Here is a 24649-nt window from a genome sequence, read left to right as displayed (position 1 = left end):
CAAATGAAATTCTCAGTACTTATCGCTCATTACAATAATGCCTTGCTTTTCAAAGACTGCTATGGCTCATTGCTTACACAGACCTACAAAAATTGGGAAGCCATTATTTTAGATGACGCCTCGTCTGCAGAAGAAAAGGCACAGATAAAAGCCATCATTGCCGGTGATGAAAGGTTTAAATTTTTCGAAAACGAACAAAATTCCGGCGTGGGAGTTACCAAAAGTAAACTCATTGAGCTTGCTTCGGGTGACATCTGTGGTTTTGTAGACCCTGATGATGCTATTCTTCCCGATGCTATTGAAAAGGCTGTCAGTGTATTTGTACAGAAAAAGAATGTTGTCCTGGCTTATTCGCGGTTTATGAGCTGTGATAAGGACCTGAAGCCCATTGCTCCGTTCAAATCAGCCATGCAGGTTCAGAATAAAGATCCGTATTTCTTTAATTATCCAATTCAGATTGCCCATTTTGTCACATTCAGAAAGGATATTTACGAACAGACTGAAAAAATGAATGCTGCGCTGAAGATCTCAGAAGATCAGGATCTGTATTTAAAGATGTACGAAAAAGGAGATGTCTATTTTATCGATGAGACGAATTATCTTTACAGAACCCACACAGGCGGAATTTCACAAAACGAGAACAAAACAAAATCTTACGAATATTTTGCCCAGGTCGTTTTCAATGCGATGAAGCGAAGAAATATAAAAACCATCAACAGAATGAAAGTTCCGGAAACGTATACCGGTCAGCAGGAAATTTTCAGGCTTTTGGAATACCAGAATTCAATTCCATATAGGATAAAAAGAAAAATCTCCATTACTTTACAAAAACTTTTCAGGTGATGTCAGCAGAAAATCAGAAAATAAAAGTCCTTTTCAGACACCGTTCCATGGAGATGGGCGGCGTAGAAAAAGTGATTCTCAGTATCCTTAATAATCTCAATCCTGAAAAATTTGATATCACAGTCTGCCTGAATCTTAATCAGGGTGAGCTGAGAGATGAATTTCCCAAGCACGTTAAAAAAGTCTACATTACAGATGGTAAAGAAGATTTCTCTCAAAACCCGCTGATCCATAAACTGCAGATGATCCGCAGAAGACTGAAGCTTTCCCGTGCGCAGAAAGACCATAAGATTTCTGACCGTCTTTTAGGAAATAAAAAATTTGATATTGAGATTGCTCCTACCTACGCTGCATTCTCATCTGTCATCAACTCAAGCAACACAGCTTCTAAAAAATTGGGTTGGTTTCATTCTGAAATCAATCTGCCTAAACTACAACCCCTGGTTCCTGATATCCTTAAAAACTTCCCGCAATTCGATCATATGATTTACTGTTCTCAAAAGATCAAGGATATGATGCATCTGTATTACCCGGATTTGAAATATCCTCAGGAAAGTGTAGTAATCAACGCTATTCCTATTGACGAAATCAAAAGAAAAGCGGAAGAAAAAATAGAAACTCTTCCCGAAGGACCTCTTTTTGTTTCTGTGGGACGTCTTCACGATAGAAAAGGCTATCATAAACTGATTGATGCCCACAAAAAACTGATCGATGAAGGTTTCCATCATACCATTATGATTTTAGGAAGCGGCGAAGAACAGAAAAACCTTACCGAACAGATTCGTCAGAACAATGTTCAGGAGACTTTTATTCTGGCAGGTAACAAAATGAATCCCTATCCGTATGTTAAAAATGCAGATTATTTCATTCTCCCTTCTGAATCTGAGGCCTGGCCGCTGGTTATTGCTGAAGCATTAATCCTTCAGAAACCTATTATTGCTACCGATACGGGAGATGTCGCCATGATGATCAAAGACCGTGAAACCGGCTACCTCATCAATTATGAAACGGAAGAAATGTATTCTGCTATGAAGACTTTTCTAACGGATCCTGAGCTGACTGCCAGAATCAGAAAAAACCTGGAAACCATAGAGGACCAGTTTGACAATCAGAAAATTTTTGATGCAGTGGAAAGAATTCTTGAAGACCTTTACCAAAAGAATTAATGCGCGGAATATCCTCCGTCTACCACAAGATTAGATCCTGTAATCCACTTAGCTCCATTTGAAAGCAGGAAAATACAGGCATTGGCCACATCTTCAGGCTGCCCGATTCCGAGCGGATGTTTTTTAAGGATTTCTTCGGCAGCTTCCTCACCAATATTTTCGAACATTTTTTCCAGTATGGGCGTATTCACCATAGCCGGGCTCACACTGTTGACCCTCACTCCACTTCTTGAAAGTTCCATAGCCAGAGAACGGGCTCCTGAAACTACGGCTCCTTTACTCGCTGAATAAGCCGCTTTTCCTATTTCGCCCACCATTCCTGCTACTGAGGAAATGAAGACAAAACTAGAGTTTTCGGTTTTATATTTTTTAAGGGATAAAATCTTAGCAATTTCAAAACCAGAAATTACATTGACTGCAAAAATATCGTTATACAGCTGAGGAGTATGCTTTTTCAGCGGCAGCGTCTTTTCAATGCCTGCACAGTGGATAAACCCTGAGATTTTCCCTAAAACAGCTACTTTTTCAGCAATCAGCGCTTCAAGGTTTTCTGCCGTGGTGATATCTGCAATAATGGTTTCCGCCTTGGTATCAGGATTCAGCATAGATACTGTTTTCTGAAGCTCCTCTTCATTTCTTGCGATAAGAATAAGACTGGCTCCACTCCTGCTGCATTCTACAGAACAGCTTCTTCCGATGCCGGAAGAAGCCCCTGTAATAAGAATTGTTTTATCTTTTAAAGAAAACTGATTCATTAATCTTCGAAGTTTTCTTTACCAATTACATTCATAAGATCAGAAACGGTTTCTACATCTTTAAAGTGCCTTGTATCAATTTTCTTATCAAAATTTTCATCAACAAATGCAATCACTGAAAGCAGACTGATGGAGTCATAGCTTTCCAGACTCTTTAAATTGGTGTCCACTGTAAGCGTTTCTTCTTCTTCTAATTCTTCCTGTAATTTCTCTAAAAAAACGGATGTCTTCATATATCTTTTATTTTATGGCTTTTATACTTTTTAAATGTCCAGCACGGTTGCTCCCCATGAATACCCTACTCCAAAACCGGCTATTAACACGCGGTCTCCTTTTTTCAGCATTCCTTCGTCCAGCATATTCTTCAACGCAATTGGAATGGTTGCAGATACCGTATTTCCTGTGTTTTCCATATCAATGTAAAACTTTTCTGCCGGAATTTTAATCTTTTTCCTTAAGTAATTCAGCATAAAAGAATTAGCCTGATGAAACACAAAATGATCAATATCTTCCATAGTCAACCCATTCTTTTCCAGCGTTTCTTTTACCAGTCCCGGAATATTTTCAATGGTGAAATTAAAAATTTCAGGTCCGTTCATGTACAGATTTTCGGGTTCAAACTCATTTTCAGGATTCAGTTCAAAATCTGTTTTGAAAGCTCCTTTCTTTACAATAAGATTCTCAGCACCGCTACCGTCTGTTCCCAGACAGAACTGATAGTCCTTTGCATTGTCATCTTTCTCTACAATCACAGAGGCTGATGCATCCCCAAATATACTTCGGTTGGCTTTATCTTTCGGGTTGATATGCTTGGAATACGTTTCTGAGGTGATCAGTAAAATACTCTTTGCAATCCCGGACATGATTAATCCTTTAGCAAAAGCCAGTCCATAAATAAATCCGGAACATCCCAAATTAAAATCTGTAGCTCCGATATTTCTTCTGAGCCCCAACCGGTCCTGAAGAATACAGGCCGTCGTGGGAAGGAAATAATCCGGACTTTGGGTACAGAACAGAATAAAATCTACTTTGCTTCTGTCGTAATTTTCGAAAAGCTTTTCGGAAGACTTTACGGCAAGCTCCAGTACGGTCTCGCTGTCTGATGAAATATGGCGCTGTTTAATCCCTATTTTCTCTTGAATTCTATCGGAGCTCCATTCCGGAAATTCTTTTTCAAGATCCTCATTGGTGAGAACATGGCCCGGCAAATAATATTCTATTTTGGAAACTTTTATCATAGAAATTCTTTTTCTTTGTAAAAGTAAAACAAAAAAGCAGATTACTCAAATGATGATTTTCCTATTCCGGATTATATTAAAAATCCACACTACTTATCAGCTGATGATACAAAAAATCTACCTTAAAGTCAATATTGCAAAAGGATTGAAAGTAGGAAAAAATGTACGTTTCGTAGATGTTCCTGAATTCGGAACCGAACCTTTTTTAATTGAAATAGGTGATGAAACTACATTTTCAAATAATGTGAGATTTATTAATCATGACGGAGGCTACAACGCGCTTCATTTTTTTGAAAAATATAAAGATGTAAGAGCATTTGGGAGAATAAAAATTGGTAAACAATGCTTAATCGGGGCAGATACAACGATTATGCTGGGCGTGGAAATGGGTAATAACTGTGTTTTAGGAGCAGGATCTATCCTGACGACTTCTATGCCTGCGGGCACTGTTTTCGCGGGTGTTCCTGCCAAATTCATCTGTACCATTGAGGAATATGGAGACAAAGCCCTTAAAAATAATGTCATGTATCCACGGGAACTTGAATTAGACCGCCCAAAATTGGAGGCCTATATCAAGGAACATCTTCCACACAGTTATAAACCTGTAAGATAATGGCTGCAAAAAAGAAAATTCTAATACGCATCGGTTCACTCCGACATGGTGGTGCAGAAAAAGTTTTGATCAATTTTCTCAAAAACCTTCCGGAAGACAAATACGAAGTTGATTTACTCATCAACCTTTATACAGGTATGTACATCAAAGAAGTTCCGTCATGGGTGAAACTTCATTATCTTTTGAAGGGAGAGATGATCACCACGAACAAGCCTCACGAAATTCCGGTGAAAGCATTCAGGGTACTGTATCAGAAAATGTTTCTCTGGTTCCCTTCCCTGCTTTATAAATTTGTTTTAAAAGATAAAAAATACGACGTAGAAATAGGTGCCATCCACGGGATGTACAGAGAACTCTTATCCAGCCCGCAGAAGGATTCGAAGAAAATCATCTGGATTCAGAATGATATTTTCAACCTTAAAGAATATACACCGGATGTCATCCGACAGTTTTTCCAATTCGACAGAATACTGGTTATTTCCAATAAGTTGAAAGAAGAAATGCAGAAGGTCGCACAAAACGACAGGGAGAAACAAGCAGTGGTGAAAATTTTCAATCCTATTGATAAACAGGATACGTTAAAAAAGGCGAACACAGCCATTGATGATTATCCTTTTTCGAATGACATTCCCACGTTTATTACCATCGGAACGGTTTATCCACAGAAAGGCTACGACAGGCTTCTGGATGTTCATAAAAAACTGATTGATGAGGGATTAAAACATCAGATTATCATCATTGGCGACGGTTTTGAATTTGAGAAAACCCAAACCCAGCTCAACGAGCTCGGACTTCAGGAAACTGTAAAAATGCTGGGCTTCAGAAGCAATCCTTATCCGTATTTAAAAAAGGCTGATTTTTATGTGATGTCCTCCAGACATGAAGGTTTCCCTACCATTATCGCCGAAGCACTGATCCTGAATAAACCGGTGGTATCTACCGACGTATCGGGAATTAAAGATCTTCTGCAGGATGGAAAATTAGGACTGATTATGCCCAATTCTGAAGACGGAATCTACGAAGGAATGAAAAAATTCCTTACCGACAGGGAACTTGTCAGCCGTTACGAAAACGAAATAAAAGCAGCAGATCTTCCTTTTGTACTGGAAAAGTCTGTGGCACAGCTTCAGGAAATCATTGATGAATTATAAATAGTTTAAGAATGGGTTATACACTTATACAAAAAGATTTTTACCGGGAAAGCGGACAATGGCTCTCTTCATTTGAGATCTGGAAAAAATGTATCAATCCGAATCTGCATTTTATTTATGTTTTAAGAAAAGCCCAAAAGTATTACAACAAGCCTGTTCTGGGAGAATTCTGGAAATTCGTTCTCAGACATTATCAGATCAAATATGGGTATCAGATCTATCCTGAAACTGAAATCGGGGAAGGTTTTTATCTGGGCCACTGGGGAAGTTTGGTCATCAATCCTAAGGTTAAAATTGGTAAAAACTGCAATATTGCGCAAGGGGTGACTATCGGGCAACAGAACCGTGGTAAACTTCAGGGGTTTCCTACCATCAGTGATGAAGTCTGGATCGGAGCCAATGCCGTTATAGTAGGCGGAATTACAGTGGGAAGCAATGTGTTGATTGCTCCCAATTCATATATTAATTTTGATGTTCCTGCCAATTCTGTGGTCATGGGAAATCCGGGAACCATTTACCCAAACGAAAGAGCTACAGAAGCTTACATCAACCATAAGGTGTAAGAAATCTATCCATAGATTTATATCGATATTGGAAATTTTTCCTTGAAAAAATCCATGTCCCTATTGTGGGAAAAAGTTTTTTTGTCGATTTTTGTTAGAGAATTTTTGAAAACTAAACGTTCTGGTTAAAATTTTTAATCATTCAAAAAAAACAAAACACAATAACTTAGAAACACACCCATGAAAAAAAGATTACTTCCTAAGGATCATGCATTCTTCTATGATGCCTCCTTTTCCCTCAATACCGGAAACATCACTGTTTCAGAAATCCCATCAAGTCACTGATCAATTTTAAATTAAGAAACAGCAAATAGCTTTTTAGTTGTAAAATTTCCATCTTCTATTACTCAGGTTGGGATTAAAACCAGCTTTGATTATAGAAATTTTCACTGCTTTTTATCTACTGATTGTTAACTATTTACAGTGCCTTACTTTCCGTAAAAACACTTTTAATTTTAATACGTATGAAAAAAAAATCAACATTAAAGATTTTTGCTGCAGTCTTTTGTATTGCATCGTCTCATGCATTTTCGGGGACCATCCCAATCCCGAAACCAGATGAGAAACCCAGTGGGTCCAGACTTAAAACGCCAACACCACCCGGCGTTTATGATCTGGATCCTCTTCTAATCATTTCACAAAATGTGAATGAAAAAGGACTGGTCGTCATGAACGGCCAACTCTCCAAACCCTTTACCGACAGCAACATTCTGCTTTCCATCAAGTATCAGAATGCTCAGGGAGAATGGGTAACCGGCTGGTGTAAAACCTTATATTCGTACAACCAGTATAACGAAAATTTAAAAGCAACTTTTGAATTGCCCGCTTCCGTAAACCCCAATCACAATGTAAAAGTTGAACTAAGCTCCGATTCAGGTACCGCCAATTTCAGCAGTGTAGTCTGGGGAAAAACGGTAAACCATTACAAACAGGGAGATTATGCTATCGGCAACTGTGAACTGGATGAAAATGAATACACCATGCTTTTAACCCCTAAAAAAGCAGGTACACTAATCACAGACGCCAATGGAAAAGCTACAGGAATCAAAGACAGGGTAACTTCAGCCTATTCCTGGAACAAACTGAGTAATGTTTTAATGGATAATAAGAAAAACGATGTCGTTTTTTCTCCAACCAATCCCTCAGATATTATAACAGAACCGAATGATACCAAATCTGTAAAACTGCTCAATACGGGAGCCATTACCAACGCACTTGGATCTACCTCTGAATTTATATACACTGAAACAGCGGGTCATCCAATTCCATATCTGTACAGCTATGATGATCCGGTGTATATTTTTGCCGGTAAATTTTCAGCCAATGGATTTTTCATGAAATTCAGTCAATGGCCGGGAGATGCTGACGGTCCGGGATATTTCAACTTCAAAGATCCGACCCGTTTGGAAAGCAGATATTTCAATCTCTATAACAGAACATGGAAAAATTTATCTGAAATCATTCCTGATCAGCAGCCTGTAGTGATTGTATCCAGTCTTGCAACAGGTTTAAGAGTTTATAAAAATGATGGAACTTATATCGACTTAAATCCGAACACAACCAGTAATTACGGCGGTCCTTATTTTGGGTATACCAACGGACTGGGAATTCGAAGAGGACCCGGATCTGAAAATTTATTGATTTCTGACACCTCTGAAATGACTCTTTATGGTGTAGGGGCACTGAGAAATGATGTAAATACATCCTATCAGACCAAAAGATCACTACAGGATATAGAAAGGGAGATTTCCAAGTTCATTAAGTATACCGGCATTTTTGGAAATACTGCTGCCTATAAAAATGAAGCATCGGAATGTTCTGTTAACTGTTACACCATTAATCCCGGAGCACAGCCAACGCTTGTCACAGACTGGACCAAAGCTCCCAACAGTTATGTCTTCACAGGAAAGGATAAAAACGGAAGCCAGGTAGACGGTTTGTATATCCCCGTTAAAAAAGCATACGAAATGTGGGCTAAAGGTGGCGATTTCATGAAGAACGACAACGGAGTCTACACCAAAATTCCTGATGGCATCGCTAAAGCAGGATTATACTGGGAAGATGAACCGGGGCTTATCAAATCTGTCACCCTGGAAGGAACAGGAGAAAATGCTAAGATCAAAGTTCTGATCAATAAAATAAAAGAAGGTAACGCTGTCGTATCTTACAAAGTGAATGACCAGATCTACTGGACATGGCACGTATGGGCAACGGACGATCCTTCTGCAAACGGAAGCACTTACCATCACGGGTTCGAAAAAGATAAAGATGGTAATCCCGTTACCAACTGGAAATGGATGGACAGAAACCTGGGTGCCACCAGCGCGAATTTTGTAGGCAACGACTGGCATAAATCTGCCGGGCTGCAATACCAGTGGGGAAGAAAAGACCCGTTCCCTTCATTTGGTCTTAAGGATTTAAGCCTCTACCCAATCAACGGGGAGATCAATTTATCTTATACAGATCCTGCTTTTCAGTCTAAATTCATAAAAGTAAGGGGAAATAAATATACTTCCCAGGTCAATACGGGAACAGATACGCCTAACGGAAATATCAGATTTTCTATACAAAACCCGATCAGCTTTATCGCAACACCGGTGTTTGTCGCTAAAAAAGGGGAAGCTCTATTAAACGACGGTGAAGATTTCCTAAAACAGAATGACAATAACAGCTGGACACAGGTCGGCATCACCACATGGTTTTCAAAGGAGAAATACAAAAAATACCTTCCTCCTTACCGCGAAAATATAGCTGCATGGGATCTTTGGGGAGATACACGTCAGGGTAATTATTCAGATATTGATGATGCCGTGGTGGGAGAAGCCAGTTCAAGATACGCTCTGAAATCTCCTTATGACCCTTGTCCTTGTAACTGGAGAGTTCCTTCAAGTTATTTTTCAGGAGGAAGAAATTCAGGTACTCCGATGCCTAATGAAAACAGATACAGCCCTTGGGGGAAACATACCGGAAATACGGTTGATCCTGAATTCAATGCTACGGCTTTAAATGCGGATTATCCGGGTATAAAAGTTTATCCTCAGTTCGGATTTGATTTTTCAGGTGTTTCCGGAATGAATCTGGGCAAATTCCCTATCAACGGAAATTATGAAAACTATCCAAACGGTACCAGTCCTTTAAAATACGGAACAGGATGGATCACTCCTGTGGTTAATTTCCAGGATCAGAGTGCAGACGGAGGTTTATTAACGGCAACATTTATGACGGCAACTGAAGTGATCAATCAGGTAAGATATCCTTCATTTGGTGCTGCAGGTTTAACTTTAATTTCAGATCCGTTAAGCGGTTCCAAACCTAGACCGGGATGGCACAGATTCTCAACAAGTGCTTACACCAGCAGCGGTGGTGTTCGTTGTATATACGATCCTAACAGTGCCTTTATGCCGGCAGCTTTTGAAACGGAATTCGTAGCTTCAACTACGGAAACCTATTCTACGGAAACTGTAAAATCATGGACTAAACTGCCCAACAGTTATGTAGAATACACCAATCCTGCTTTGGTAACTCCTAATCCGAATGGAAACAAAGTAGATCCCAATAAGGATAATGACAGGATCATTGAAATTCCAATAAGAAAAGCCTACGCGATGCACAAGCTGCATTTAAGCACAGATTTTTCTTTCCCGGCAGAAAGCACAAAGTCTTCTTCCGTAGTATGGACCAACAATACAAACCTGATCCAAAAGATGGAAATTGTAGATGGCCCGATAGATACTGCTATTTTAAAGGTTACTTTAAATCCTAATGCTACAGGGAATGCCGTGGTTGCCCTTCATGTAGGAAGCGGTACATGGACAGCCAACAAGCACAATGATCCGGTATTATGGAGCTGGCATATCTGGGCGCCAAGATCTGTTATTGAAACCTACACATTTGATCCGGAAAATGCGACCAACGGTGGAGTTATTCCTGCTAACGATCAGTTTGTAGATCCAATGACCAGTGCGGGTGTTCCTATGAAAACTACCTTTATGGACAGGGATTTAGGAGCAAAACTTCCTTTTATCAGCGAACATATTTACGCATATAACACCGCTGCTTATACAGGTCCGCTAGGTTCTTATAACAACAATAATCCTGCTGCAGTGGCCAGATTGGACCAAATGCATGACAGCGGCGGTCTTCATTTCCAGTGGGGAAGAAAAGATCCGTTGCCTGTATTTTACAATCCGGGAATGTTTTATAATCATTTTGTGAGCGGTAAAAGACCATTCAATGACTATTTTGTGTACAGACAGAATAACCCTGCCAATACCACTACAGGAGCTATTCCGTATGCGAACAATATGCTGGAGCCTGAATATTTAACGAGCTACACCCAGCCTTATACCACTTATTCTGCAACAGCGAATGTTTCACCATCTGATTCTAAAGCTGATAAACTGAAGAAAGTAGTGAAGTATTCCGTTACCAATCCTTTAAGTTATCTGTATCAGTCTGATGCTACAAAACTGGACTGGGTTTCGGACGAAAACGGCAATATGCCTGAAAGATGGGGACATGCTACTGAAAAATCGGCTTACGACCCTTGCCCGGCAGGCTGGAGAATTGTGGATATGGAAAGTGTATCTACCGGTGTCATCCTTGGAAACCTTATTTCAAAAGGAAATACGCCATGGTTCTACAATGCAAAATTCACAAATTCTTACGGAATTGATCCAGGTAAGGATAATACCTATGTAAGCAATGAGGCATATGATATCAACAAAATGAACTATCTGGGTGGCTTTGTGTATGGAAATGCCGCAGGGACAGGTTCATTCAGATATGGATTTATTTTAAACAGACCTGAATACAATATCGGAACATTCCCGAACAACGGAATAAGAGGATTCAATGGAGGAAATGCATTAGATGCTTCTAAACTGGGAGGAAATCCTGATACCTTTATGAAGTCAGGAATCTGGACTGCTGCCAATCAGGGTGGTGCCGGTTCTTCTCTGGGAATGTTGTTTAATGCGGTCATCACTCAAACGGTTGGGGCTACGGATAAACTGTATTATTTAACACCAACATTTGGTTTCCGTCCGCAGGCCGCGATGTCATGCCGTTGTGCAGAAATCAAGTATGACGCCAATGGAAACGAGATCGGAAGATATGAACCTTTCGCGATTCCGGTTCCTAAAAAAGCTTTGGCTAAAGCAAAAGATGTCATTGCAAAATCAGTGATTGAGGAAAAAGTAGCTCAGAACAAGCTTCAGTTCTTCCCTAATCCTGTGAAAAGCATATTGTACATCAAAGGAAATGACAGAACGAAAGATTATTACTATCAGATTTATAACCTTTCCGGCCAGCTTGTGAAATCCGGAAAGTTTGAAAATGACCGTACGGATCTCTCTTCGTTGATCTCCGGCGCTTATCTAGTAAGAATCAACAATTCTGAAACGATAGTGAAAATTATTAAGGAATAATATTAAAACAAAGTAAAATTTGAACCGTCTCAATTTTTGAGGCGGTTTTTTTGTAGAATTAATAATATTTTAATCTCTATTTTTAATTTTATCGTTTATAGTTTGTAAATTTAGATAGCTTTTTTGAGTTTGGATTATTAATTTTTCAGATCAATTCGTCCGGAAACTGTATCTATCATTGATTTTAAACATGATTTTAAGCATATTTTAATATTAAATATTGTTAAAAGTGATTGCATTTTCCGCAAAAATTATATTTTTGCATAATTATTGATTTGATCTATTGAATTTGAAAATAATTTAAACGAAATAAATAATTATACACCTTTAGTATTTAAAATTATGTCACAATCGTATAAAGATATTTTCGAAAACAACAGACAATGGGTAGAATCTAAAATTTCAGAAGATCCTGAATTTTTCCATGAGCTGGCCAAAACCCAAAACCCCGATTATCTGTACATCGGATGCTCGGACAGCAGGGTGACAGCGGAAGAGATCATGGGAGCAAAACCGGGAGATGTTTTTGTTCACAGAAATATTGCTAATGTAGTCAACACTTTAGACATGAGTTCCACAGCGGTTATTCAATATGCCGTAGAACATCTTAAAGTAAAACACATTATCGTATGCGGACATTACAACTGCGGTGGCGTAAAAGCAGCGATGACTCCTCAGGATTTAGGGTTACTGAATCCATGGTTGAGAAACATTCGTGATGTTTACAGAATTCACCAGACTGAATTAGATTCTATTGAAGATCAGGGAAAACGTTATGACCGGCTTGTTGAGCTTAATGTTCAGGAGCAGTGCATCAACGTGATCAAAATGGCCTGCGTACAGGAAAGATATATTTTAGAAGAATATCCTACTGTTCACGGCTGGGTTTTTGACCTTAGAACGGGTAAAATCATAGATTTGGATATCGATTTCGAGAAAATCCTGAAAGACATCCAAAAAATATATAACCTTACAAGTTCTGATTGGGTAATGAGCAGAAAAACGACATAGTTTTTCTAAAAATGAATGTAAGATGAAATTCTGGAGTATTATTGTATTGACCTTCTTTCTCAACTTCACAGCACTGCCTGGCATTGCTGCGATAGCTGGCTGGGATATCGCAAGGACCAATGTGATCATCAATGAAGAAGAACCGCATTCTCACCCATCCTCTTTTATTGTTTATGAAAAAACGCTTCCGAAAACTCTGGACGTATTCGATTACGTGAAGTTTTCCGAACCTGACCTTCAGGGCGTTTCCTTTGAGCTGATAGATGATTCCTTTCATCTGTCACCTTTACTTACCATATTTTCTCCGCCTCCGGAAGCTTAAATTTAAAGTATAGTTAGATTTTTTTAATAGTATTCATATCAGAAACTGGTATAGGATACGTGTGCTTTTTAAATTTAAATTTCCAATCTTTTATAACTGACTATCTGTGTATAGATCAGACGGTTATAGTATTTTTCAAGAAACATTATGAAAAAAACATCATTCATAGGAGGAATCAAGGAGAATTTCCCTTCCGGACTCGTTGTATTCTTAGTAGCGCTTCCATTATGTCTCGGAATCGCTTTAGCATCAGGAGCACCACCCTTGTCCGGAGTCATCTCCGGTATTGTAGGAGGATTAGTCGTAGGATTTCTAAGTAATTCCAATATATCGGTATCAGGTCCGGCAGCCGGTCTTACCGCGATTGTTTTAACAGCGATCACAGATCTTGGCGCTTTCGAACTTTTTCTTTGCGCAGGAATCATTGCGGGACTTCTCCAATTAATTTTAGGATTTATCAGAGCCGGAAGTATATCCAATTATTTCCCGAACAATGTTATCGAGGGAATGCTTGCCGCCATCGGGATCATCATTATTTTAAAACAAATTCCTCATGCCATGGGATTCGACAAGGATTACGAAGGGCATGAATCTATATTTGACAACGGTCTGAATTTCGGATATTTCACGGAATTATTCGGAGCCATACACATGGGCGCTATTGTGGTAACCCTGTTTTCGGTAGGTATTCTTATTGCCTGGGATAAAATTCCGGCTTTAAAAAGAATGAAAATGCTTCCGGGAGCACTGGTAGCCGTAGTGGCAGGAATACTTCTTAATGAACTGTTCAAACTGTCCGGAAGTTCATTAGCCATCGGTACACAGCATCTGGTTTCATTACCCGTTCCCAAGTCATTGGATGATTTCAAAAATCTTGTTACGATGCCTGATTTTGGAGGATTCACCAATCCTAAGGTATGGATCGTAGGAGCAACGATTGCCATTGTAGCTTCCATTGAAACCCTGCTTTGTATCGAAGCTTCTGACAGACTGGATAAGCAGAGAAGAATTACGGATACCAACCTTGAGCTTAAGGCACAGGGAATAGGTAACCTGATCAGCTCATTCATAGGAGGACTGCCTATGACTTCTGTAGTAGTAAGAAGTTCTGCCAATGCCAATGCGGGAGCTACTTCAAAGCTTTCTGCAATGATCCATGGTGTCCTTCTACTGGTATGTGTATTGACCATTCCGTTTATCCTTAACCTTATACCGCTGGCTACCCTTGCCGCAGTACTGATTCTTGTAGGATATAAACTGGCAAAACCAGCGACCTTCAAACATTTCTGGCATTTGGGTAAATTCCAGTTCATTCCGTTCGTAGCGACCGTAGCAGCTGTAGTGGCCACTGACCTTCTGAAAGGAGTAGGTATTGGTCTGGCGATCTCTGTATTCTATATCCTTCAGGGAAATATGAAGCGTGCTTATTATCTGAGCAGAGAAAAACTGGATAATGCAGACGGAATTAATATCAAGCTTGCCGAAGAAGTTTCTTTCTTAAACAAGGCAGCTATTAAAAAGACTTTAAAAAACATTAAATCTAATTCTACTGTAACCATTGACGCAAGAGGAACCTCATATATTGCCACCGACGTACTGGAAATGATCCAGGATTTCGCCAATATCAGGGCAAAAGAAGAAGACATTAATGTGGAACTATTAGGTTTCAAAACGTCATACAAAGACTATGAAACCGATGAAGATTCTCACATCTTAATCACACACAAAAGAGCAATGTAAGCTCACATTCCAATAATTTTATTAATTTTAACAAGAACAAACCAATCATATGAAAGCACATACATCCGAAACTCAATCTACAATTACTCCTGAAAAAGCACTGAATTTCTTAAAAGACGGGAACCAGAGATTCGTTAATAATCTAAAGGCAAACAGAGATCTTTTAGAGCAGGTGAATGCAACACGTGAAGGACAATGGCCTTTTGCAGTTGTTTTAAGCTGTATAGACAGCCGTACTTCTGCAGAATTGATCTTTGATCAGGGATTAGGCGATGTTTTCAGTATCAGAATTGCAGGTAATTTCATCAATCAGGATATTTTAGGCTCCATGGAATTTGGCTGTAACGTTGCCGGTTCCAAGCTTGTTGTCGTTTTAGGACATACTAAATGCGGTGCCTTAAAAGGAGGTCTGGATGCAGCACAAATCCAGGGAATGGGAATGGATAACCTTAACCACCTGATCAATCATTTCGACCCGATCATCAACGAAATCATCGAAGAAGGCGAAGAGCGTTCATCAAAAAACGGTGCGCTTCTGGAAAGACTGAATCAACAAAATGTAAAAAGTGCAATCGAAGATATCCGTACCCAAAGTTCAACTCTTAAAAACCTTGAAGATGAAGGTAAGATCAAAATAGTTGGAGCCAACTATGATGTTGAAACCGGAGTTGTAACCTGGTTGTAAGGCATAAAAATTTGCACATTTTTATTACAAATACCTAAAAAATCATGTTATAGTTAGATTGGAAATTGATTTTTTAAGCACAAAAAGACCACCGGAATTTCGGTGGTCTTTGTTTTATATTAAAGTGTATTACTTCCCGTTAAATGCAGACATGGTATTCCCGATTCCTGCAAAAACAAAGGACAGACTGGCTTTAGAGAATTTTTCAATTCTTTCACCAAGCTTTTCATTTTCTTCCTCTGTCCATGTTCCCAGGACATAATCTACCTGACGACCTTCTGAAAAATCCGCAGAAATCCCGAAACGAAGTCTTGCATAATTCTGGGTCTGCAACATTTCATTGATGCTTTTCAGTCCGTTGTGACCGGCATCGGAACCTTTCATTTTCATTCTCAGGGTACCAAACGGAAGGGCAAGATCATCGGTAATGATCAGCACATTTTCCAAAGGAATATTCTCTTTCTGCATCCAGAATCTCACTGCATTTCCGGAAAGATTCATGTAGGTGTCTGGCTTCAGAACGAATACTTTTCTTCCTTTATGCTTCCCTTCTGCCATCCATCCGAAATTAGTGGTATTAAATGAAGCATCAAGCGTTTCCGCTATTTTCTCTGCTACTTTGAATCCTATATTGTGGCGTGTATTTTCATATTCCGGGCCTTTGTTTCCAAGACCGACTATTAAATATTTCATTGAGAAATTTTTTGCAAAATTAAGGGATAAAAAATAAAAAAGCCCAATCTTGTGAAGATTGGGCCTGTATATTATAAAGATTCTTTTTAGAAAGGCTTATAAATGTAGTTTACACCAAACCCTCTTGTCATATACGTCTGAGGATCGTAGTTGTAGTTGGTTGTTCTGATCACCGGTGAAGGTATCGGAGGTAAAAGATCTGTTACAGATGCTTTCTTAGGGTTGTTCGGAGAAAGGATGTGACTTTCCCTGTCGTTGATTTCTGTAGATAAAAGTCTTGAAATTTTATATACTGAAGGAAGCAGTGTAAATGGACTGATCTCCGTATCATAATCAAAGAACTCGTAAGCAAATTTAGTGGTAGGTCTTCCGAATACCGGTGCTGTCACAGGTCCTGTAGCAGGTCCGTAATGTCTTACCACTTTAGAAACGTTATCTCCTAAATACGTATATCCTGTTCTGGAATAATTTGTAAAGGCAAAAGTAGTTCCTGAAACATCCGGGCCGGTTTTCATGATGATAGAATCCATCTTGGCCGTAGAAGCGTTATACTTTACATCATAAAGCGTCTTTGCCTTTCTTAAAAGGGTCTGAGGCCCCGGGTTGGTTGCCGGTGGTACAGGCGGAGGTCTTCTGAAAACAGAACGGTTCTCAGAAACGGTTACCAGTCTGTCGTTAGGCCCATAAGTAAATAACTGACTGTAAGAAACACTGTCTTTATCCAGTTTTCCATTACCGTCAAGATCTAAAAACCCGTTGAAAGTGATCTGGCTTACTTTGTTTCCGCTGTATGCAATATCTGTAATAGAAGCACTATCAGTGATCACTCTCGTTACCAAAAGCCCACTGTAGTGATATTCTGCTAATGTATCTTTATTTGTAATTTCTCTGTACAATCCTCTTGGACCATTCAATCCTCCGGTATCATTCAGATCCAATAATAGATCTCCGTCTTCGTCTAACATGTCTTTACAGGAATGTATTGAAGAAAACCCTGCTATTAATAAAATAAAGTAGAAAAGTCGTTTCATTTCCAGGTAATTGTTTATTTTTTGACAAATATAACTTTTTTCTGAATAAAAGTTATGTTTTTATTTATATTCCGATAAAACCGATAATCAAATCCGGTTTATAAAGTTCTGTAGACATATTTAAGTGCCTGGTTCTTATCAGAGACAGGATAATTATAAGCATCATACAGATACGTCATAGGAGTATCCACACCCGGTGCCGGAGATGGAGGCATTACAAAGACCGATGTAGGATTGTTCGGAGAGATTCTGTAGAAATTCTCAGGACGCAGAAGGCTCCACGCTGTGAAGAATGACTTTGGAAGTGTAGAGAACGGACTTATTTTTGAATCATAGTTCTGATAGCTATAAACCGTTTTCTTAGCGGTTGCCATATTAGGATCTCCAGTTCCTGTAAGGGTTCCTTTAAGACATTCTGCCTTGAAAATATTATCTCCCATATACGTAAAGGTAATTTCTGTAAACAGGCTGTATGCCGTATTTCCAGCTACCTTTCTTTTCTCCATGATTTTTACAAGCTTTTTGCCTGCCGTATCATAGGTAAAAACATAGTCACTTACAAAAGAATCCAGTGCTACTGCAGATGTGGCAGTACATGTTGCACTGTATACATAGCCGTTGCTGTTTTCACTTACACTGAAATCATAAACCATACTTCCGGTAAGGCTTCCGACAAATTTTATTTTCCCGATCTTATTATTGATGTACGTAGCAGTACCTGTATAATAGTTATTGGTCGTGCCATCTTTTAACATTCCCTTCTGAAAAACGGATCCGCTAACGGTATATTCCTCCTGAATGTTGGAGTTAAAAGTGATCTTTTCCAGAACTCTTGCAGGGGGAGGTGTTGTGTTCCCATTGTTTCCACCATCATTGGCACTAGGCTCGAATTGGTCTGAAGAAGAATTGTCACAAGAAACCAGAAGTCCGAAAAACACTCCGGTAATGACTTTAAAAAGATAGTTTTTTCCCATGAAAAAATATTTTAGTGAGTTTACAAATATAATTCATTTTTTCGATGAAAACATTTACTTATTCAACAAATTCGTAATAATCTATATCTTTTTTCAAAAAAAACCTAAAAACATGATGCTTTTAGGTTTTTATTTATGTTGTCTGATGAAATTAATACGGTTGCAGTACGGATGTCGTTAAAACAGACTGAGACATTTCATTATTCAGAAATTCACCATTGACGGCTGTCCCTATTCCCAATGTTCCTGAGTTCAGGTTTCTCTTGGTACAAGCCACTTTTACAGCGTAATTATTCTTTGGGGTAAGATTAGTCAGTGTAGCATTCAGATTAAAAATCTTGTAGCTTCCCTCGGAACCGATTAATACATCTGTTCTAACCGCCCTTAGAGTATTATCCACAAAGACACCACAGGCAAAACCTGAGGATGAATTATTGTTTCCCGTCTTCTGAGCCGTAGTCTGGAAAGTAAAAACCACTTTATTTACACCATTCGTGATGGAAAAAGTGTCATTAGTTCCAGGCAGAACGGTCCACGCATTACTAATAGCGGTCCCTTCCTGATAAGGAGTGGTAACCCCGTTTGGAGAAGAAAACACCGCTCCAGTCTGATCCGCCACTGTATTCAGTGAAAATACAGACATACTCCCTTGTCCGTCTGCAATTTTAATGCTTTTCCAGTCATTGGTATTCATTTCAGAATTATTGTGAAGAATAGTTCCGGCAGCTCCGGCTGATCCTTTCAACAGGTTCGTTCCTCCTGTTCTGACCTCTTTTCTTACATTAATATCCCCGTTTACATCCAGCATATTAACAGGATTGAGCGTATTGACTCCCACCTGTGCAGTGGCCACTACAGCCCATAACAAAGATTGTATGATAATAATTTTTTTCATGCCTGGATTAATTTATAATTGGGTTAAATACCTGAGGAATCTCGTATACATCCACTTTTAGGGAAGACTGCGCGATAAAGTTGTTAATATTCGTATCCGCATTGATTCCCACAGCCAGTACCACATCATTGCCTGTTCTGTAAGATGCCAGTCTTGAGCAGGCAACACTTACCGTATGCTGTCCTTTGGAAAGATTAGCTACAACACCGATTTGATTGTGAGTAATGAAAGTACTGGTTGCGCTACTGGCTTTTAAGTTTCTCTGTCTAAGATTGACCAGTTTGTCATCCACAAAAATACCACATGCATAATCTATAGAAATATCTGTCGTTCCATTGGCAGGAAGATCGGCCTGCACCACAGTTTCAAACTGAAAATACGTCTTACTGTCTGTACTGAATACACTGATCGGCTGAGAAAGACCTGCTATTTTTTTAAAACCCGGAAGGTTGGAAATATCAGCTCCTTTAGTAAAAGCAGTATTTTTTGAAGTGATCGTAGATTGTTCTCCGCTGGTAAATTTCACTCCGGTTCTGTCTGAAAAGGAGTTGTTGAATATTAAATAGAATTTGTTCGGCTCATATTCCGGAATACGAAGACTTTTCCAGATGGGTGCATAACCTACCCCCTGAGAAACAAGGATCTGATCATTATTCCCTTGAGAAAGGGTATTGTCCTGAGCATTCTGAACAACGATTTTATTTCTTAAATTGACATCACCATTGACATCCAGTTTTGCTTTCGGTGAAGCTGTATTAATTCCCACCTGAGCAGAAAGAGACAGTCCTGCCATTACCAACAGGATTGATATACTATTTTTCATCAATTAATTGCTTTTATAAGTTACGTACTCAATAACATCTATTTTCATGATAGACTCAAGGGTAAATGCATTGGAGACCGTATTGGTATCGGAAACATTACGTCCGACCGTAAACTGTGAATTAAGATTGGAAGTATTGATTTTTCTACACGCCACTTCAAGCTTCTGCGTCCCTACAGGAACATTCTGCTCCGTATAGTTCAGCGTGAAAATATAATCCTGAATACCGGATTTTTCTGTATTGTTATTAGAAACCACCTTATCAGGACGTACCGCTACCAGTTTTCCGTTTCTGAAAACACCACAGGTAAAGGTTACAGACTGAGATGTTCCTGAATTCGGAGCTTTCATTTCTACACCTGTCTGAAACTGATACGTCAGTCTGTTTTTACCATTCTTGATAACAAAATTGTTTGCAAGTCCGGCTATTTTAGACCACTTCCCTTTTGTAGCATCCGTAATATCATCACCTACATTATTTTTATAGATATTGTCTGCCTGTATACCGTTTGAAAGATCTGTAATACCTGCCTGATCTGATGACAGGTACGAATTGATCAATTTGTACTGTCCCTCTTCCATAAAGGAAACATTCAATGATTTCCAGACAGGAGGCAAACCTTCTCCCTGTGAAACCAAAACCTGGCCGTTCAATCCTGCATTTCCCGCCTGATCTGAAGTACCGCCTACTCTAAGTTCTTTTCTTAAGGTGATTTTCCCGTTGACATCGAGAGTAGATTTAGGAGAAGCAGTCCCAAGTCCCACCTGCGCGTTGGCACAAAGCGATAAAAAACCGGCTGCGCAACAATAGATAATTTTTTTCATAATAAGGGCTGCAAAGGTATGAATTTAAATCATAAAAAACCATTTATAAGCTCTTAATCCTGTAGAAATAAAGTGATTACGCTGTAGAATTAATTGTACAAAAAAGTAGAATTATTACTACAAACCTCCACTTTTTTTCATGTTCCAAAAGACCAGTAGTCTCCAAACTCCTTAATAATGGTAGATACAGCATTATTTTTTATCATTATACTGTGATTTTAAAACACGTTAAAACCTGCGTGGTACCACATTTTTTTGGTTTTTAAGTCGAACTTTTTTAACGAAAAAAGAGACCTGAAAATTCAAATTCAGATCTCTTTTTAATTTATGAGCACAAAAGTGTGGTACGTTTGTTCTAATTATGTCCGATAATAGTCTTCAGAAGTACATTCACCTCATCTACATTTTTCACTTTCTCTTTTCTCATCATCAACAGGTTTCCTTCCTTCCCGATCTTTTCTTTCAGCTGGGCTTCAGCAGGATTTTGCGTTAAATAACTGATGATATGTCTGAACCTGTCTGTCTGATAAAATTTATCCTGAGGATTAGCCGGGAAATATCCTAAAAATACGCCATTCTTCATGACAATCTTCTCAAATCCTATATCGGCGGCCAACCATTTCAGCGCAACACTTTTCAATAAATTGACAACTTCCTTCGGCAGTGCTCCAAAGCGGTCGATCAGTTCAAGTTCAAACTGATAAAGATCCTTTTCATTATCAATTTCAGCGATTTTCTGGTAGAGTAAAAGTCGTTCTTCCGTATTCGAGATATAGAAATCGGGAAGCATCAGTTCCAGATCAGTATCAATATTGACGTCTTTTACAGATTTAAAAAGCTTTTGTCTGTCCTCTTCATTGTCGAACAGGTTTTCAAAGTCTGCGTCATCTTTTAATTCCTCCAGAGCCTCCTGCATCAGTTTCTGATACGTTTCAAAGCCCATTTCATTGATAAAACCACTCTGTTCCGCACCCAGAAGATCTCCTGCTCCACGGATTTCAAGATCCTTCATTGCAATCTGGAAACCGCTTCCCAAATCAGAGAACTGCTCGATGGCTTCAAGACGTTTTCTGGCATCAGAAGTAATCATATCGTATGGAGGCGTGATCAGGTAGCAAAATGCTTTTCTGTTGCTTCGTCCTACCCTTCCTCTCATCTGGTGAAGATCTGCCATCCCGAATCTTTGGGCATCATTGATGAAGATGGTATTGGCATTGGGAACATCTACTCCACTTTCAACAATGGTGGTAGCGACCAGAACATCATATTTCCCTTCCATGAAATCAAGGACATTCTTTTCCAATTGTTTACCTTCCATTTGTCCGTGTCCCGTAATGACTCTGGCATCAGGAACCAGTCTCTGGATCAATCCGGCAATATCTTTAAGGTTCTCCACCCTGTTATTGATAAAATAAACCTGCCCGTCTCTCTGAAGTTCATAAGAAACAGCATCTCTCAAAATTTCTTCGCTAAAGCCAATCAACTGAGTATCCACGGGCTGTCTGTTCGGCGGTGGCGTTTTAATCACCGAAAGGTCTCTTGCCGCCATTAATGAAAACTGAAGCGTCCTAGGAATCGGAGTCGCGGTTAAGGTAAGTGTGTCTACATTATTTTTCAGGGTTTTCAGCTTATCTTTCACGGATACACCGAATTTATGCTCTTCATCAATGATCAGCAAACCAAGATCTTTAAACTTAACCGAACTGCTGACCAACTGATGGGTTCCTATAATAATATCTACTTTTCCGTTTTTAAGGCCGTCTAAAGCTTCTGCTTTCTGTTTGGCTGTCCTGAATCTGTTGACATAAGAAACATTCACCGGAAAATCTTTCAGTCTTTCTTTAAAACTTCTGAAATGCTGGAATGCCAAAATCGTTGTTGGAACGAGTACAGCAACCTGTTTTCCGTCTGTTGCCGCTTTAAATGCTGCACGAATGGCCACCTCCGTTTTACCGAAACCAACGTCTCCGCAAACAAGCCTGTCCATCACAGTATCTGCTTCCATATCTCTTTTTACATCAATGGTCGCTTTTTCCTGATCCGGAGTATCTTCATAAATAAAGCTTGCTTCCAGTTCGTTCTGCAGATAAGAATCAGGCGTATATGAAAAACCTTTTGCCGTTTTTCTTTCGGCGTATAGTTTTATAAGATCAAAAGCAATCTGTTTTACTTTGGCTTTTGTTTTCTGTTTTAATGATTTCCAGGCCGGGGAACCGAGTTTACTCAGTACAATTTCTTTTCCGTCCGGACCGTTGTATTTCGAAATCTTATGAAGTGAGTGGATACTTACATATAATAAGTCTCCATTTTTATAGGTCAGCTTAAAACATTCCTGAATTTTACCGTCATTATTCACCTTAACCAGCCCCATGAATTTCCCTATTCCATGGTCGATGTGAGCTATATAATCGCCAATTTTCAGAGACATTAGGTCTTTCAGGGTAAGCTGTTCAGATTTTGCAAAGGTATTCTTGGCTTTATATCTCTGGTAACGGTCAAAAATCTGGTGATCGGTATACACCAAAATTTTATGTACATGATCTACAAAACCTTCATGAAGCTCAGATCTGAAACTTTTAAAAGGAAGTTCATTTTCAAGCTCTTCGAATATAGATTCCAGTCTTTCTTTTTGTTTTTCTGTGGAAAAAGAGATCCAGGTATCAAAACCTTCGTTCTGTTTTTCTTCCAGATCTTCAATCAGGAGCTCAAAATTTTTGTGGAAAGAAGGCTGTGGAAGCTGTTCCACTTTGATCTCAGTGAGTTCTTTAAGCCCTTCCATAGAAGTGCCCGCGAAATCAACGGTTTTAAACTTTTTAAAATCAAACAGAAATTCCTGATCTGAAATAAAAAGCTCCTGGGGCCTTCTGTGGGCAATATCTTTATTTAATGTTTCGTATTTCTCCAGTGATCGCTCATAAAATGATCTGATCTTCTGCATCCCGACAGCCCCATTTCTGGACACTACAAAACTTTCTTTAGGCAGAAGCTGAAGCAGAGAAACTCTGGTTCCGGTTACCGAAAAATTCATATTGGAAACCAATTGAAAATCTTTTACTTTATCTATGGACAGCTGGGTTTCAATATCAAAAGTCTTGATGTTTTCCACTTCATTCCCAAAGAACGTAAGACGGTACGGCTTTTCATAAGAGTAAGAGAAGACATCAACGATTCCTCCTCTCACGGAAAATTCTCCCGGTTCTGAAACGAAATCTGCCTGCTGGAAGTTATAATGATTCAGCAGTTCATCTACAAAATCAAAATCCAGCTGGTCGCCTACTTTTATATGATGCGAAATTGCTTTAAAGTCTTCTTTCTTTAATACTTTTTCAGATAATGCCCCTGCGTACGCCACAATCACTTTGGGTGACTTCCCGGAATTGATTTTATTTAAAACCTCCGTCCTCAGTACGAGATTGGCATTCTGCGTTTTCTCTACCTGATAAGGCTCAAGATGCGTAGCCGGGAAATACAAAACCTTTTCCTTTCCAAGCAAATCTTCCATTTCTGTATTGGCGTACAGGGCGTCTTCCTTGTCATCTACCAGATAAAGAACAGTTTTTTTCTGCGTTAAAAAAAGTTCGGCAACAAAGATGGAAACCGATGAGCCTGCACTTCCCTTCACGGAAATATGCTGGCTGCTTTCTAACTGAGTAAAGATTTCCTTTCCAAATTCTTTCTGAAGAAGATCGGGAAGAAACTTTTCGTGAATAGGTTTTAGCTGCATAAATAGTAATGGTATAAAACGACAAAAGCGATTTCGGGAGTGTTCCGAAACCGTTGATGCTCAACAAAGGTAAGGATAATTTTTTCTTCACAGGATAAGTCTTATTTTACCAAAACTCATACAAAACAACTAAATACATACCCAAATCTTAATTTTTTACAAACTTAT

Annotated in this window: 20 protein-coding genes; 10 read left to right on the top strand and 10 right to left on the bottom strand. The window is 39.1% G+C overall.

Annotated elements, in window-relative coordinates:
• Positions 1-3: 3 nt before the first annotated feature.
• Both BM143_RS13920 and BM143_RS13915 read left to right on the top strand, forming a co-directional pair.
• Positions 4-843, top strand: a complete 840-nt coding sequence (locus BM143_RS13920; RefSeq protein WP_090025061.1) for a glycosyltransferase family 2 protein — start codon at positions 4-6, stop codon at positions 841-843.
• On the top strand, positions 843-2009 hold the full coding sequence (locus tag BM143_RS13915; RefSeq protein ID WP_090025060.1) for a glycosyltransferase: 1167 nt from the start codon (positions 843-845) through the stop codon (positions 2007-2009). Before BM143_RS13920 ends, BM143_RS13915 begins: the two co-directional genes overlap by 1 nt.
• Here BM143_RS13915 and BM143_RS13910 read toward each other — a convergent pair.
• From BM143_RS13910 to BM143_RS13900, 3 genes are read right to left on the bottom strand one after another with little or no spacing between them, the layout of a single operon-like run.
• Positions 2006-2764 carry an SDR family NAD(P)-dependent oxidoreductase gene (locus BM143_RS13910; RefSeq protein ID WP_090025059.1) on the bottom strand — a complete coding sequence of 253 codons (759 nt, stop codon included), beginning with the start codon at positions 2762-2764 and terminating at the stop codon, positions 2006-2008. The genes BM143_RS13915 and BM143_RS13910 overlap by 4 nt on opposite strands.
• Positions 2764-2997 carry a phosphopantetheine-binding protein gene (locus BM143_RS13905; RefSeq protein WP_090025058.1) on the bottom strand — a complete coding sequence of 78 codons (234 nt, stop codon included), beginning with the start codon at positions 2995-2997 and terminating at the stop codon, positions 2764-2766. Before BM143_RS13905 ends, BM143_RS13910 begins: the two co-directional genes overlap by 1 nt.
• A gap of 30 nt (positions 2998-3027) precedes the next feature.
• Positions 3028-4002 carry a 3-oxoacyl-ACP synthase III family protein gene (locus BM143_RS13900; RefSeq protein WP_090025057.1) on the bottom strand — a complete coding sequence of 325 codons (975 nt, stop codon included), beginning with the start codon at positions 4000-4002 and terminating at the stop codon, positions 3028-3030.
• Between the two features lie 49 nt (positions 4003-4051).
• On the opposite strand from BM143_RS13900, the gene BM143_RS13895 reads away from it, so the two are divergent.
• From BM143_RS13895 to BM143_RS13860, 8 genes are all read left to right on the top strand, one after another.
• A complete protein-coding gene (locus tag BM143_RS13895; protein ID WP_228430830.1) occupies positions 4052-4615 on the top strand; it encodes an acyltransferase in 564 nt (187 codons plus the stop codon).
• Positions 4615-5766, top strand: coding sequence for a glycosyltransferase (locus BM143_RS13890; protein WP_090025056.1), 1152 nt, complete (start codon positions 4615-4617; stop codon positions 5764-5766). Before BM143_RS13895 ends, BM143_RS13890 begins: the two co-directional genes overlap by 1 nt.
• A gap of 11 nt (positions 5767-5777) precedes the next feature.
• Entirely contained in the window at positions 5778-6329 is a 552-nt protein-coding gene (locus tag BM143_RS13885; RefSeq protein WP_090025055.1) for a serine acetyltransferase, read from the top strand.
• 464 nt (positions 6330-6793) lie between these two features.
• Positions 6794-11758, top strand: a complete 4965-nt coding sequence (locus BM143_RS13880; protein ID WP_090025054.1) for a T9SS type A sorting domain-containing protein — start codon at positions 6794-6796, stop codon at positions 11756-11758.
• A gap of 342 nt (positions 11759-12100) precedes the next feature.
• The gene (locus tag BM143_RS13875) at positions 12101-12769 is read left to right on the top strand and encodes a carbonic anhydrase (protein ID WP_090025053.1); all 669 of its coding nucleotides are present in this window, start codon (positions 12101-12103) and stop codon (positions 12767-12769) included.
• Positions 12770-12791: 22 nt separating this feature from the next.
• Positions 12792-13091: a hypothetical protein gene (locus tag BM143_RS13870; RefSeq protein ID WP_090025052.1), complete on the top strand. Its 300-nt coding sequence runs from the start codon at positions 12792-12794 to the stop codon at positions 13089-13091.
• 147 nt (positions 13092-13238) lie between these two features.
• Positions 13239-14831, top strand: a complete 1593-nt coding sequence (locus BM143_RS13865) for a SulP family inorganic anion transporter (protein ID WP_090025051.1) — start codon at positions 13239-13241, stop codon at positions 14829-14831.
• A gap of 49 nt (positions 14832-14880) precedes the next feature.
• Entirely contained in the window at positions 14881-15516 is a 636-nt protein-coding gene (locus BM143_RS13860; RefSeq protein ID WP_047450716.1) for a carbonic anhydrase, read from the top strand.
• A gap of 129 nt (positions 15517-15645) precedes the next feature.
• On the opposite strand, the gene pth is transcribed toward BM143_RS13860, so the two are convergent.
• From pth to mfd, 7 genes are all read right to left on the bottom strand, one after another.
• Entirely contained in the window at positions 15646-16209 is a 564-nt protein-coding gene (gene pth, locus BM143_RS13855; protein ID WP_090025050.1) for an aminoacyl-tRNA hydrolase, read from the bottom strand.
• Between the two features lie 86 nt (positions 16210-16295).
• Positions 16296-17174, bottom strand: coding sequence for a hypothetical protein (locus tag BM143_RS13850; RefSeq protein WP_228430828.1), 879 nt, complete (start codon positions 17172-17174; stop codon positions 16296-16298).
• A gap of 164 nt (positions 17175-17338) precedes the next feature.
• Complete coding sequence (locus BM143_RS13845) at positions 17339-18214, bottom strand: hypothetical protein (RefSeq protein ID WP_090025048.1); 876 nt, start codon at positions 18212-18214, stop codon at positions 17339-17341.
• A 151-nt stretch (positions 18215-18365) separates the two neighbouring features.
• Positions 18366-19109, bottom strand: coding sequence for a hypothetical protein (locus tag BM143_RS13840; protein ID WP_090025047.1), 744 nt, complete (start codon positions 19107-19109; stop codon positions 18366-18368).
• 7 nt (positions 19110-19116) lie between these two features.
• Positions 19117-19932: a hypothetical protein gene (locus BM143_RS13835; protein WP_090025046.1), complete on the bottom strand. Its 816-nt coding sequence runs from the start codon at positions 19930-19932 to the stop codon at positions 19117-19119.
• Positions 19933-19935: 3 nt separating this feature from the next.
• A complete protein-coding gene (locus BM143_RS13830) occupies positions 19936-20757 on the bottom strand; it encodes a hypothetical protein (RefSeq protein ID WP_090025045.1) in 822 nt (273 codons plus the stop codon).
• A gap of 355 nt (positions 20758-21112) precedes the next feature.
• Positions 21113-24481, bottom strand: a complete 3369-nt coding sequence (mfd, locus tag BM143_RS13825; protein WP_090025044.1) for a transcription-repair coupling factor — start codon at positions 24479-24481, stop codon at positions 21113-21115.
• Positions 24482-24649 lie beyond the last annotated feature (168 nt).

It is taken from the genome of Chryseobacterium oleae (assembly GCF_900115055.1).
In the GTDB taxonomy this organism is placed as follows: domain Bacteria; phylum Bacteroidota; class Bacteroidia; order Flavobacteriales; family Weeksellaceae; genus Chryseobacterium; species Chryseobacterium oleae.
This window is presented reverse-complemented; position numbering and strand designations above follow the sequence as displayed.